The sequence below is a fragment of the Streptomyces sp. NBC_00285 genome (assembly GCF_036174265.1).
Classification (GTDB): domain Bacteria; phylum Actinomycetota; class Actinomycetes; order Streptomycetales; family Streptomycetaceae; genus Streptomyces.
This window is the reverse complement of the sequence record NZ_CP108055.1, coordinates 9,984,617-9,998,060: the sequence shown is the minus strand read 5'-3', so window position 1 is coordinate 9,998,060 and position 13,444 is coordinate 9,984,617. Positions and strand designations below refer to the sequence as shown.

The window sequence follows — 13,444 nt, the reverse complement described above, 5'->3', positions numbered from 1 at the left end:
ACACTTCCCCCTACATCTCACGGGCGGTTGGGGCAGCGACCCACTCCCCTTCCGGTGCGCCGCCGCGTGACCGACGTTAGGACCGACCATGGCATGACACCAGCGACTGGATTGCATGAGATCCATGCGCCAGAGGAATGTGTTCGGGCAGGATGGCCGATGGCCGGACGAGGGTCTGGCGGCGGGGAGAAACGTGTACGAGATCGATGCGCTGCGGCTGCTCGTGACAGTGGCCGAGACCGGTTCGTTCACGCATGCCGCCGTCCGGCTCAACTACACGCAGTCCGCGGTGTCCCGGCGTATCGCCACGCTGGAACAGCAGGCGGGCGGGCCATTGTTCGAACGACTACCGAGGGGCGTACGGCTCAACCCCGCCGGGCGGGCGCTGCACCGGCACGCCGTGGAGGTGCTCGACCGGCTGGCGCGGGCGCAGCGGGAACTCGCCGTACTGCACACGGGTCACGGCGGGCTGCTGCACGTGGGCGCGTTCGCCACCGCCAACATCCAGCTGGTGCCCACCGCCCTGCGTGCCCTGCAGGAGGCCAGGCCGGACGTCGAGGTCGTCGCGATCGAGGGCCCGACCCACACGCTGATGCAGCGCCTCACGGACGGGACACTGGACCTCGCCGTCGTCAGCGACTACCCGTCCGGGCTGCAGTCGGCCGACGGTGTCACCACCACCGAACTGTGCGAGGACGAACTGCTCGTCGCCCTCCCGCGCAAGCACCACCTGGCCGAAGCCGAGACGCTCGGCCTGCGCGAACTACGCGACGAACCCTGGGTGCAAAGCGCCTACGGCGACCGCCCTACGATGCTCGCCGACGCCTGCGCCCGGGCCGGCTTCACCCCCAAGAAGATCATCAGGATCGCGGAGTGGACCGGAAAATTCGGCTACGTCGCCGCCGGACTCGGCGTGGCCCTGGTCCCCTCCCTGGCCGCCTGGGCCGTCCCCGACGAAATCGTCCTGCGTCGCCTCGACGACCCCGCCCTGCGCCGCACCCTCCACGCGGCCCTGCCGGCCACCCCACTGCCGGCGGCACTGAAGCTGCGGGACCTGCTGCGTGACAGCGCCGGCTGACCCCCTTGACGACCACTGCCTTCGCCACAGGGACTTCCTGGTCCGCGCCGACGCGAGCAACGGCACGGCGACCTTCACCAAGGACGCCACCTACTGCGCCCGGCCTATTTCCGTCACCGGCTCCGTCAGCCTGGAGTCGTTCAACTACCCTCGCCGCTACCTCCGCCACTACAACTTCGGGCTGCGCATCGACACCTTCCAGGACATCGCGACCTTCTGGCGCTCGCCGTCCTGCTGCATCAGCTCACGTGCACCGTCCACTGCCCTCCAGCGGCTTCTTCAGCCGAGGTGAAGGACGGTCAGGGCGGTGGTCCAGTCGGTGACTATGGCCTGCTGCGCGGCCGCGAGCGTGACCTGGCCCTTGCAGACCGCGGTGTGCAGCTTCGTCTCCACCGGGTCCTTCTTGTTGTTCACCCCGGCACCCTTCCTGTGGCCGGGGTCGGCCGGCTCCACCCACAGGTTCCGCGGATCGTTCGGGTCACCGCCGAGCTGCAGACTGATCAGGTGGTCGTACTCCGCATCACCCATGCGGCCGGTGAAGCCGTAGGAGGCGGCGTTGAGCTTCTTCTCCTTGCCCGTCACATACGTGGACGGACGCACGCCCGAGGTGTAGCCGCCCTTGCGGCATATCGTCGACTTCAGGTTCGCCTGCGTGACCGCCGGAGAGATCGCGCCCGGCGTGCAGGCAGGGTCCTCAAGGGGCTCGCCGTGCTCGGAGCGGTAGTGGCACGAGCCGACGGCCGGCTGCTGCTGCACGCTGTAGTGCTTCTGCGGGCCCGCCCCCACCGCGATCGCCCGCCCTGACCCGGCAGGCGCGCCGGGCACAGGGTTCTGAGTACTGGACGGTGTCGCTGTCGGTGTGCCGAGTTGGACGGACGAACAGCCCGTCATCAGGAGGCAGACAAGCAGGACGGGGAATACGGCACTGCGGACAGGAGGCATGACGATCCTTCACGGGCAGGTAATAGTTGAGCAGATGCTCCCCCATCACCACCCGGTCCTACCCGCCGGGGTGCGGCGTGCAGGCGCACGACCGCCATGCGATCCTCGGGCGGCATCTACCTGACGGGCCGCGCAAACTCCCCCACTTCATCCTTCCAGCTCATCGCGTCACAAACGGGTTCGCCATCCAGGCCGGCATCCGGTCGGCCCGGCGCGAGCTGCCGGCCCTCGCCGAGCAGGACGGGATCCTCCTGCTCGAGGACAACCCGTACGGCATGTTCCATGACGGCTCGGGACGCGTGCCGCCCCTCAAGTCACTGGACACGGGCGGCGGGTGGTCCACCTCGGGCCTTCGCGAAGCCCGTACTGCCCGGCGCCCTGGTGGGCCATGTGGTGGCCGGCCAGCGGGTCGGGCACGGACAGCGGCGGGTCCAAGGGTTCGCCGAGCAGCTGTCGAAGATCAAGAGCATGATCGCGGTGCACACCTCCCCCATCAGCCAGGCCGTCGTCGTCGGCGCACTCCTGGAGATCCACTTCAGCCTGGAGAGGGTGACCTCGCAGTCTCGGCAGGTTTGTCAGCGCAGTCTCGCGCCTGTCCTGAACGGCCTGGAGGCACTCTTCGGCCTGCAGGGCGGTTTCAAGTTCCGGGATTGGGTGGATCGTCCGCGTTGAGCGGGAGTTGACGCGGCAACAGCACAGGCACGAGACCGGTGATCATCAGGTGTCTACGCCAGCTGATCACATTGAGGTCCCGTGCCTGCCGCTCCATCTTTCCCGATTCCTGCCGTCCTGGCGAAACTGGCCCCCACCAGCACGACACCGGTCGCCTGCGCGCCCACCTCCAGCGCGTACCCGACCCGCGTTCGCGTCGCGGACGGTGGTATCCAGTGCTCGGCCTGCTGATCTGCGCCTGCACAGTCGTCTCCGGCGCCCGGACCATCACCGAAATCACCGAGTGGGGACAGCGCGCCAGCAACGGGGTACTGGAAGAACTCGGCATCCGCCGCCACCTGCCCGGACGTCGCCGCGCCCCGTCAAAGGCCACCCTCACCCGCCTCCTGGCCGCCCTCGACGGCAGGACCTCCAACAGCACCGGCCACGCGCGGGAGCGGGAGCGGGGTCCGCTCCTGGGCTTCGGAAACAGGGTGCGACGGGGGCATTCACGGATGCCCCACTGGGCACTATGGTGTGGGAGCGCTCCCACCGGTGGCACCGTGGTGATCAGCAGAGGGGATCCCCACATGACGATCGGACCCGTCGGCTGGGGCCGGACGCGGCGTGGCCTTGCTGCCGTCACCGGTGCACTGATCCCTTCCGGCCGATCCGGCCGGCCCGCGCGGTGACGGGTGTGCGGGCCGCCTGACCGTCTCCCGTTCCCCGTCCCCCAGCGAAAGAGGGATGTGTGATGAGACAACACCATCGGCCGCCGCGCCGCCGACGCCCGGCGTTGTGGTGCGTGGCCGCCGTGGCGCTGCTGACCGGCGCAGTGGGAACGCCGCCGGCCGCGGCGGCCGCCCCTCGACCTACGGCGGCCGTTGCCTCGCCGGCCTCCGGCACCGATGGCGTCACCGCGGGCAACGCCGCGATCGCCTCGGTCGACCTGGCCGGCACGTGGGGCTTCACCCCGGCGGGCCGGTCGGCGACGTCGATCACCGTGCCGGGCGGCGGCTGGTACAAGCAGGGCTTCACCGATGTGAACGAGGCGGCGTACTCCCGCACCATCACCGTGCCGGACTCCGGGCAGCCGCAGTCGACGTGGATCGAGTTCGGCGCGGTGAACCACCAGGCGACCCTGTCGGTCGACGGGCGGACGGTGGCGACCAGGACCACCGCCTTCACACCGTCGAACTTCGACATCAGCGCGTACGCGGCACCGGGTACCACGCACACCATCACGGTCGATGTGAAGGGCAGGGGCGCCCTGAAGAACCCCGCGAACGGCAGGTATCTGGTGCCCGACGCGGCCGACTGGGCCGAGGCCGTACCGCAGGGGATCTTCCGTTCGACGTTCCTGCGCGTGTATCCGGCGGTGTACGTCAGCGACACGTTCGTCCGTACGTCCGTGGCCAATCAGACCCTCACCTACGACGCGTCGGTGACCAACACCTCCGGCGCCGCGCGGACGGTGACGCTGACCGGTTCGCTCGCATCGGACAACGCCACGTCGTTCAACTACCCGGCGCTGCCGAGCAGCACGGTGACCGTGGCCGCCCACTCGACCGTCAAGGTGACGGTCGGGCCGGTGGCGTGGAACCTGGGCTCCTCCTCGTACTGGTGGCCCAACGTCCCCTACCGGCAGGGGTATCGCGCCCACCTGCACCGCCTGACGGTCCACGCGGCGACCGACGACGGCCGCACCAGCGACGCGACCTACCGCTTCGGATTCCGGGAGAGCAGCCAGAACGGCGAGTACTACTACCTCAACGGCGTGCGGGTGAACTTCCGCGGCGACAACCTCCAGGGCGCGGACTTCGACCGCATCAACAACGGCGGCAAGGGCGACGCCTACGACACCCTGCCCGGCTTCCTCGCGCCCTCCTCGGGAAACGGCGGCTGGCCGCAGGCGGTCGACAACTACCAGCGGCTGAACTACAACGTGGTCCGCATTCATCAGGAGCCGGCCAGCCCCTACATGCTCGACGTGGCCGACGAGATGGGCCTGATGATCATCGACGAGACCGGCATCCGCGGCTCCAACAGCCTTCAGGACTTCGTCGCCGGGCACGACAACATGGTCGACCACGCCCGCGCGCTGACCCTGCGCGACCGCAACCACCCGGCGATCATCCGCTGGAGCCAGAGCAACGAGCCCGGCAGCAGCGGTATGGACTCGGAGCAGTTCGAGAAGGACCTGTACGCGGCGATGAACGGCAACGACGGCACCCGGCCGGTCAGCGTCGACGCGTGGGTCGGCGCTCCGGCCAACCCCTACCCCACCATGACGTACGCCAACTTCGATGTCTTCGGGCACTACTTGGACGGTTTCGGCGCCTACGGCGAGAAGGTCGTGTCGGTGCCCGGCCGGCCCGACGGCGAGGGCGAGTACATCTGGCCGAAGTGCAACACCAAGCAGGGCTTCGAGTGGTTCGCCACCACGATGGCGGCCAAGCGCGGCAAGGACGCCAGCGACTTGCGCCCTTACACCCTGCTGTCCGCCTGGGCGGGCGTCATATCCGGCGTCCGCACCACCGACTTCACCCCCGAAGAGGGCGGCCATCCCGTCTACGGCGCCGACAACCTCTCCGACCCGTGGAGCAATCCGCAGTTCCAGCGGGTGCAGGCCGCGTTCAACCCGCTCGCCGCGATCGACCTGCCCTACTGGTCGGCCTCCGGCGCGTCGGACTCCAACGGCACCTTCCCGCTCCCGCAAGCCGTCCCCGGATACGCCGCCAACACCACCGTGAACCGTACGATCTCGGTGTTCAACGACGACTTCACCGGCACCGCCGTGGGCTTCGCCTGGAGCGCCCGCCTCGACAGCGCCACCGGCCCGGTGATCGCCTCCGGGAACACCACCCTCACCGTCCCGCTCGGCTCGAAGGCGACGCAGACCGTGTCGTTCACCGCGCCGTCCAGCGGCTCACGGGTCTACCTCGTCCTGTCCACCAGCAAAGCCGGGACGACCGTGTTCAGCGACGCGGTCGAGTACTTCACGTTGAGCGGCGGCGGGAGCACCGGTCCCGCGCCGGGCACGTACCGCATCGTCAACCGCAACAGCGGCAAACCGCTCGCCATCACCGGCAACTCCACGGCCGACGGCGCCCCGGCCGTCCAGCAGACCGGGAACGCGACCTGGACCCTCGGTTCCGCCCAGGACGGCGCCTACACCCTGCGATACACCGCGAGCGGCAAAATGCTCGACGTCAACGCCTCCTCCACCACGGCCGGACTGCAACTGCAGCAGTGGTCCGCCAACGGCGGCACGAACCAGCAGTGGTACCTCCGGCCCACCGGCGACGGCTACTACACCATCGTCAGCCGCGCCAGCAGCCTGGCCGCCGACGTGTCCGGCCAGTCGACCAGCGACGGCGCCCAAGTCGTGCAGTGGACCGCCAACAATGGCACCAACCAGCAATGGCAACTGACACCGGCCTGAGCCGGCGGCCCGCCTGCAGGATGTGCCGCCACCTTCCCGTGGCGGCACATCCGGGGCCTGTCCGGCGCGGCGGCGCGCACCAGGGCCGGCCGGCTGCTGGACAGGCTGGGCCTGGTGGTCGGACGCAACGCGTCGCTGCGCACTCTGTCCAAGGGCAACGCCCAGAAGGTCGCGCTCGCCCAGGCGCTGCTCGTCGAACCCGCTCTGCTGGTCCTGGACGAGCCGTGGTCGGGCCTGGACGCCTCCGGCACGGGCGCGAGGAGGGCTGCCCTGTGATCGCCCTGGCCCAGCAGGTCGGGTCGGGTGAGCGACTGTCGCAGTTGGTGGCCGTGGCGTTCCACACCGGCACCCACACCGAGGCCGAAGCTCCCACCACGACCAGCGTCGGAAGGGCGGGCACCCACAGCGCTCCGGAAGGACTCGCGGCGATGAGCGTCCTGCCCAACCCGAACCGGGCGAGCATCCGGTCGGCCGTCCACGCACCGCCGACGCCGCCGAGACCGACCAGGGTGAACAGGACCCCGACGTTCCCGGACCGAGCTCCGGTGTCCGACAGGCGCAGAGCAAGGACACCTTGGATGCCGCGGTGTTGCCCAGGTTGCGGATCACCGCGGCCGGGAGCCCCCCGATCGACGGTTCACCGAACCGTCGCCGCCTCTCCTGTCTGTGGCCGCCGTGTTCGTCAGCCGCCCGCCGAGGAGGTCGCCGTCGCGGTATCCAGTGGCCTCCTCCATGCGTGGCAGCCCACTCCTGTTGGCGTGAGCGGATGTCGGCGTCAGTGCCGGGCGGGGCTCGCCGGGTGGTCGCGGCCGACTGTCAGGCGGGCCGGCTGGTAGGGAACGTACGCCGCGCCGTCCAGATGCAGTGCGGTGGCGGACCGTTGGAGCGCGGTCGCGGTCGCGGCGTCGTTCCAGCGACCAGTGCCGACGCGGTGTTCGAGGGCGTGCAGGGCGGCTACGGTCTCGGCGGTGGTGAACGCGCAGTGCCCCTGGCGCTCGACGTAGGCCTGGCGAAGCAGCGCGCCGTCGCCTGAGGCGCGCACCTGGTCACCGAACCGCCGTTCCTGTTCGACCGGGACGAGGTTGTCGGCCGTCGTGTGCACGTTCAGCAGCGGCACGCCGAGGCCTTGGCCGGCGGAGGAGGTGCGCTGCGCGGTACGGACCGCGGCGGGGTCGGCGGTGACCGAGGCACTCCGGGTCAGGGATGTCAGGTCGGCGCCCAGGTCGAGTCCGGCCGCCCGGTACAGGGCGCGGACCTGCGGGGCGTAGACGGAACCGGCGAGCAGACGGCCGTAGTCGACGCCCCGGTTCCAGGAGTTGTTGCCGCCGACGGACTGCTCGATGGCATACCGGCCGCCTTCGACGAACGACAGGATGCCCTGGGCGAACCAGGCGTATTGCTGTTCCTGTTGGTCCGCCCAGTCGGTCGGGGCGGGCCGGTCCTTGCCGGGCGCCCAGGCGGGCAGATTGAGGAAGGCGGCCGCGAGGGCGATCCGGGCGCGGCCCTGCGGGGTGGCCTGCGCGGCGGTGACTGCGTCGGTGAGCTTCTGGGCGGTGGCGGCCGCGTCGGTGGCGGCGACGAAGCGGACCAGGGGAACGTCCTGCCCCGGCAGGAGCAGGCGGGCCACGGTGTATTCGGCGTCGAGCTGGTAGTTCTCCAGATCGTTGGCGCCCGCGACCAGGCCGCACAGTCCGAGCGCTCCGTCGACGCGCCCGGCGCCGTCGCGGGCGATCTGCGCGTTGACGAGTCCGCCCATGGACTGGCCAACGGCCAGGGTGCGCCGTGGGGTGCCGATTTTCGCGGTGACGGCGTCGAGGGTGGCGAACTGGTCGCGTTCGGCGCTGTTGAGGGCCCACATCGAGCCATTGGGGTCGTACGAGGACCCGGCCATCGCGTAGCCCTGGTCGAGCAACTCGGTTCGCATGGCGGCGGAGGGGGCGTTCTGGGCGACAGTGGGGCCGAAGCCGTGGCTGAACAGCAGGAGGGTGCCGTTCCAGCGTTCGGGGACGTCCGCGATCCAGGTGGCGCCGTCGGAGAGGGTGCCGGTGAGGCGGGTGGTGTCCGCGGTGTCCGCCTGGGCGGGGAGGGTGGTGAGGGCCGCGGATGTCAGCGTGGCCAGGGCGGCCAGGGCGATGCGCAGACGGGTGCGGCGAGCGTGGAGACGGATGCTTGCGGGCATGGGAGCGGCTCCTGTGGGGGTGTGGAGCGGTGGCCGGAAACAGATACTCAGTGCGCTGAACGAAGCGTCGAGGAATGTAGGGCTTGGTTCTAGCGTGCGTCACAATGATGCACAACCTCCCTGGCAGTGTGTTCATGTATCGCCCACCCCCTCGCCTTCGCGCCACCGGCGGACCACTCCCCCGGTTTCCCGAGGGGGCCCGGGCGCGGGCGACCCCCGACTATCCGGTGTGCGGAGGCACCAATAACGGCCCGTCAACCCGTCTACCACCGGCGGCTGCCGCACCGGCCACCTGGGCAGGACCAACAACTGAGCGCAGTCCCTGTGCAGAAACGGCTGGTGCGCCGACGTCTACGGCCTCTGCTTCGAGCGCGCGCGAGTGATCGCGCACCCGGATGCGTACGGGTTGACGTGGCCTCGCGGCCTGGTGGCAGATCGTCAGGAAGGCCTCGCAGGGGCCGTCCTCCGATCCGGGCTCGGCTGCGTGCGGGAGCGGCAGCGCCAGCGGCCGGCGTACGGCGTGCCCGTCCCGAGACGGCTCGTTGAAGGGCTCGCACCACGGCGCATCGCTGTTATTGGACCCATCGATGACCGGCGCCCCTGATGCGGGATGTACCCGGACTCGTGATGGGAGCGCTCCCCAACCCGGTGGTCAACGGGTGGCACCGTCGGCACTCGTGGGTTCGAGAGCCGTCGAAGCACTGCAGGCGTTCGTTCAGGCAGCAGTTGCGCCTGGACCGGCACTCGCATCGGTCGCAACGAAGCCCGTCGAACTGTCCGTTCGTGGCGCACCGGTCGGCAGAAGTCGACGGTGATTCGCCAACTGCTGTGCATGAACCGGGGTTTGCTGTTCGGCGCTGATCCTTGGATGCCTACTACGCCGCCAAGTCGGGCGACACTGCGGCGAAGACGACGGCGAAGGCACTCCTGGACGGCATGTGGAACAACTACCAGGACAGCCTGGGCATCGCGGTGCCGGAGAACCGGGCGGACTACAACCGCTTCGGTGACACCGTCCACGTCCCCAGCACCTTCAACGGCGCGATGCCGAACGGGGACAAGGTCAACTCGGCCTCGACCTTCACCTCACTCCGGTCGTTCCACAAGAGCGACCCGGCCTGGCCGAAGATCGAGGTCTATCCGAAGGGCGGCACGGTGCCGTCGTTCACGTATCACCGGTTCTGGGCCCAGGCGGACATCGCCCTGGCCATGGGCTCGTACGCGGAACTCCTCGAATAGCCCGCCGCTGAGGCCGCCTACGTGACCCCGTCACCGGACGACGGGGTCACCCGGCCGGGCGGCCCCCGCCCCCCTGGGGACCGCCCGGCCCTCGGGCTCGAACAACTGTCGAGCCACGTTCCACCCGCCCCACCTGCCGCTTCGGGAATGACCTCAAGACACCGAAGCGCATCTCCTTGTCAGGAACATGATCCTCTCCTACAGTCCCAGCGAGGCATCCGATTGGGAGCGCTCCCACTCCCAGGCGGAAGCCCTCGCCCCCCACATCCATCGCGGAGGACCCGCATGCAACCGTCACGTCACCAAGTCCGCAGGATGCGCGCCCTCTGCGGTGCGCTGCTGACCACGCTCGTCGCGCTGGCCTCGCTGCTCACGGGTGCCTCGGCCTCCCAGGCCGACACGTCGATCTGCGAGGCGTTCGGCACCACCACGATCCAGGGTCGTTACGTCGTGATGAACAACCGCTGGGGCACCAGCGCCACCCAATGCATCTCCGTCACAAACTCGGGCTTCAGGCTCACCCAGGCCGACGGCTCGGTCCCGACCAACGGCGCCCCGAAGTCGTACCCGGCCGTGTACAACGGCTGCCACTACACCAACTGCTCACCCGGCACGAACCTCCCGGCCCGGCTCAACTCCATCGCGAGCGCGCCCTCGAGCATCTCCTACAGCTACGTGAGCGGTGCGGTCTACGACGCCGCCTACGACATCTGGCTGGACCCGACCCCCCGCACCGACGGCGTAAACCGCACCGAGATCATGATCTGGCTCAACCGCGTGGGATCCGTGCAGCCGGTGGGCTCGCCCGTCGGCTCCGCCACCGTGGCCGGGCGCCAGTGGCAGGTGTGGTCCGGCAACAACGGCTCCAATGACGTCCTGTCCTTCGTCGCGCCCTCCGCGATCAACAGCTGGAACTTCGACGTGATGGACTTCGTGCGGCAGGCCGTCTCCCGCGGACTCGCCCAGAACAGCTGGTACCTGACGAGCATTCAGGCGGGCTTCGAGCCCTGGCAGAACGGCGCGGGCCTGGCCGTGAACTCGTTCTCCTCCACGGTGAACCTCGGCGGCAGCACCCCCGGCGACCCCGGCACCCCCAGCGGTCCCGCCGCGTGCAAGGTGACCTACGGCACCAGTGTCTGGCAGGACGGCTTCACCGCCGACGTCACCGTGTCCAACACGGGTTCCTCCCCGGTCAACGGGTGGAACGTCGCGTTCGCACTGCCCTCGGGGCAGCGGATCACCAACGCGTGGAATGCCACCGTCTCCTCGTCGACGGGGTCCGTGACGGCCGCCAACGCCGCGCACAACGCGTCCATCACGCCCGGCGGACAGGTCTCCTTCGGGTTCCAGGGCACCTACAGCGGCACTTTCGCCAAGCCGGCTGCCTTCAGCCTCAACGGAACGTCCTGCACAACGGCGTAACGCAGGACGGTTCACCCGCCCGGGACCTGCCCGACCGGCCACGTGCCGGCAGGGCGGGTCCCCCTCTCCTTCGCGCGAACCGCCCCGACTCCTTCGGCTCGACTCCTCCGGCTCGGGTGAGGTGCGTAGAGCAACCGCCCCTGAACGACCAGAACCCCACACCCCCTTGGCCGACTCGGCACGGGTTCCGCACGGAAGCCGTGTGCCCGGTTCCGTCGGCCCGTAAGATCGGTGATCTCTTGGGGGAGGTGGTCATGGGCACGCGAAGCCCCGGCACGCCGACGCTGGAAGAGGTGGCCGCTCACGCCGGGGTGGGGCGGGGCACCGTCTCCCGTGTCATCAACAACGCGGCGGGCGTGAAGGACTCGACGCGCCGAGCCGTGCAGCAAGCCATCGACGAACTGGGGTATGTCCCCAATCTGGCGGCCCGCTCGCTGGCCGGCCAGCGAAGCAACGCCGTCGCTCTCGTCCTGACCGAACCCGACTGGAGAGTGTTCGCGGAACCCTTCTTCTCGGAGATCGTCCGCTCACTCGGCGACGCGCTGGCGGACATCGGGATGCAGCTGATGCTGACCCTGGTCCGCTCGGACGCCGACCGCAAGCGCTTCCTGGAGTACGCGCGCGGCAGCCGGGTCGACGGAGTGCTGCTGCTGTCCGTGCATGCCGGGGACCGGCTGCCGGACATGCTCGCCGAGGCACGGTTGCCGACCGTGATGCTGGGACGCCGCTCGGGCGACGAGTACGTCAGTTACGTGGACGCGGACAACCTGGGAGGTGCCCGCAGCGCCGTCTCCCACCTGGTGTCACGGGGCCGCAGGACGATCGCCACCATCACCGGGCCGCTGGACATGGACGCCGCCCAGTGCAGGCTGCGCGGCTATCAGGACGCTCTGGCGCTGGCCGGTCTCGACAGTGAGAAGACCCTGGTGGCCGAGGGCGACTTCACACAGGACAGCGGGCACCGTGCCATGACGGAACTGCTCGAACGGCGCCCGGACATCGACGGCGTCCTCGCCGCGTCGGACACCACGGCCGCGGGAGCCCTGCAAGCACTGCGCGCGGCAGGGCGACGCGTGCCGCAGGACGTCGCCGTGATCGGATTCGACGACTTCCCGCTCGCCCAGCGCACCGAACCACGGCTCACCACGGTGCGTCAGCCGCTGGAGGAGATGGGCCGGGCGATGATCCGGCTGCTCCTGGACGACATGGAGGAACCGTCGGTGGCCTACCGCCACGTCATCCTCCGTACGGCGCTGGTGGTCCGCGAGTCGACCTGAGCAACGCCCCCTGTCCTGACCCGCACTTGACCGTCAGGAGTTCGGGAGCGCTCCCGATCCTCGCATCCCCTCGATTCCTTCGCATCCCCGCGCATGCCTGGCAGACGTTCGGACAGGCCGCGCAAAGTCGTCGGCAACCTTTTCGCCGTGGGTGGCCACTGACAGGTGCACCATCGGCTCGATCCTGAACGGACAGGTACTGATGACAACGAGGCAGGCCGCAGGGCAGCGCAGGCGCAGACGCAGACTCGTGCTGGGCTCCACGGTGGCGCTGACCGCCACGAGCGTTCTCGTCTACCTGGTCGTGGCGTTGCTCCCCGGCCACAAGATCGACGCGGGGCCGGCTTCGGCCACACCCCTCCTCACCACCCGGCCCGAAGCCGCCGCAACCGCCGGGACACCATCTCCGAGCGCGACGCCGAGCCCGTCGGCGAGCCCGAGTGCGAGCCGCTCCGCCACCCCGAAGGCGACGGCGGCCGGCAAGGCGGCGAAGCCGTCGCCCAAGGGCGCCCAGAAGTCCTCGCGCACGTCCACCACGGCTCCCTCTGCAGGACGGATCCGGCCCAACACCTCGTATCAGGGTGTCGCGACCGCCTACGAGGCCGGTGTCGGGGACGGGGCCTGTTTGTTCGGTCCGAGCCCGGACATGATGATCGCGGCGATGAACACCACCGACTACGAGACCGCCAGGGCCTGCGGCGCGTACGTGCTCGTCCGCGCGGCAAACGGCAAGTCGATCACGGTGCGGATCACCAACGAATGCCCTCTGCCCTGCGCTCCCGGGCAGATCGACCTCAGCCAACAGGCCTTTGCCAAGCTCGCCGACCTCAAGGTCGGCCGGCTCGCCATCACCTGGAGCCTGGTGAGCCCCGCCTCGGTCGGCACGATGTCCATCCGGTACAAGACCGGGTCCAGCGTCTACTGGTGCGGCATCCAGGTGATCGGTCACCGCAACCCGGTCGCACGGCTGGAGGTCAGTACCGGGGGCGGCTGGCGGCAGTTGCCCCGTACCGGCTTCAACTACTTCATCTCGGAGGACGGCACCGGCTGTGGCAAGGCGATCAGAGTCACCGACATCTACGGGGAACAGCTGACCGTCAGCGGACTCGCCGTGCAGGCGAACGTCGTACAGAAGACGCAAGTCCAGTTCGCCCAACACTGATCCCGGCAGCCGTCCGAGCCGGCCACGGCCCGAAGACGGCACCTTGAGC

Annotated in this window: 10 protein-coding genes and 2 pseudogenes; 10 read left to right on the top strand and 2 right to left on the bottom strand. The window is 69.6% G+C overall.

Annotation, left to right across the window (positions count from 1 at the left end; all coding sequences use genetic code 11):
• Positions 1 to 193 precede the first annotated feature (193 nt).
• Positions 194 to 1,078 carry a LysR family transcriptional regulator gene (locus OHT57_RS45680; RefSeq protein WP_328752881.1) on the top strand — a complete coding sequence of 295 codons (885 nt, stop codon included), beginning with the start codon at positions 194 to 196 and terminating at the stop codon, positions 1,076 to 1,078.
• Positions 1,062 to 1,370 (top strand): AbfB domain-containing protein, encoded by a 309-nt coding sequence (locus OHT57_RS45675; RefSeq protein WP_328752880.1) that lies wholly within the window; start codon positions 1,062 to 1,064, stop codon positions 1,368 to 1,370. The genes OHT57_RS45680 and OHT57_RS45675 overlap by 17 nt, the downstream gene beginning before the upstream one ends.
• Here the strand turns inward: OHT57_RS45675 and OHT57_RS45670 are convergent.
• Positions 1,358 to 2,020 (bottom strand): hypothetical protein, encoded by a 663-nt coding sequence (locus OHT57_RS45670; RefSeq protein WP_443053566.1) that lies wholly within the window; start codon positions 2,018 to 2,020, stop codon positions 1,358 to 1,360. The two genes, OHT57_RS45675 and OHT57_RS45670, sit on opposite strands and share 13 nt — an antisense overlap.
• Before the next feature lie 282 nt (positions 2,021 to 2,302).
• Here OHT57_RS45670 and OHT57_RS45665 point away from each other — a divergent pair, with 282 nt between their 5' ends.
• From OHT57_RS45665 to OHT57_RS45655, 4 genes and pseudogenes are all read left to right on the top strand, one after another.
• Positions 2,303 to 2,692 (top strand): hypothetical protein, encoded by a 390-nt coding sequence (locus OHT57_RS45665; protein WP_328752879.1) that lies wholly within the window; start codon positions 2,303 to 2,305, stop codon positions 2,690 to 2,692.
• A 38-nt stretch (positions 2,693 to 2,730) separates the two neighbouring features.
• Complete coding sequence (locus OHT57_RS47610; protein WP_443053565.1) at positions 2,731 to 3,363, top strand: transposase family protein; 633 nt, start codon at positions 2,731 to 2,733, stop codon at positions 3,361 to 3,363.
• Between the two features lie 62 nt (positions 3,364 to 3,425).
• A complete protein-coding gene (locus OHT57_RS45660; RefSeq protein WP_328752878.1) occupies positions 3,426 to 6,116 on the top strand; it encodes an RICIN domain-containing protein in 2,691 nt (896 codons plus the stop codon).
• Between the two features lie 48 nt (positions 6,117 to 6,164).
• Positions 6,165 to 6,362 (top strand): annotated as a pseudogene (locus OHT57_RS45655) (ATP-binding cassette domain-containing protein); the annotation flags it as partial.
• 529 nt (positions 6,363 to 6,891) lie between these two features.
• On the opposite strand, the gene OHT57_RS45650 reads toward OHT57_RS45655, so the two are convergent.
• Positions 6,892 to 8,295, bottom strand: a complete 1,404-nt coding sequence (locus tag OHT57_RS45650; RefSeq protein ID WP_328752877.1) for an alpha/beta hydrolase — start codon at positions 8,293 to 8,295, stop codon at positions 6,892 to 6,894.
• 870 nt (positions 8,296 to 9,165) lie between these two features.
• Between OHT57_RS45650 and OHT57_RS45645 the strand changes: the two are divergent.
• From OHT57_RS45645 to OHT57_RS45630, 4 genes and pseudogenes are all read left to right on the top strand, one after another.
• Positions 9,166 to 9,534: pseudogene (locus tag OHT57_RS45645) on the top strand (glycoside hydrolase family 48 protein); the annotation flags it as partial.
• A 285-nt stretch (positions 9,535 to 9,819) separates the two neighbouring features.
• Entirely contained in the window at positions 9,820 to 10,956 is a 1,137-nt protein-coding gene (locus tag OHT57_RS45640) for a GH12 family glycosyl hydrolase domain-containing protein (protein ID WP_328752876.1), read from the top strand.
• Positions 10,957 to 11,210: 254 nt separating this feature from the next.
• Positions 11,211 to 12,233, top strand: coding sequence for a LacI family DNA-binding transcriptional regulator (locus OHT57_RS45635; RefSeq protein WP_328752875.1), 1,023 nt, complete (start codon positions 11,211 to 11,213; stop codon positions 12,231 to 12,233).
• Between the two features lie 202 nt (positions 12,234 to 12,435).
• Positions 12,436 to 13,395, top strand: coding sequence for an expansin EXLX1 family cellulose-binding protein (locus OHT57_RS45630; RefSeq protein WP_328752874.1), 960 nt, complete (start codon positions 12,436 to 12,438; stop codon positions 13,393 to 13,395).
• Positions 13,396 to 13,444 lie beyond the last annotated feature (49 nt).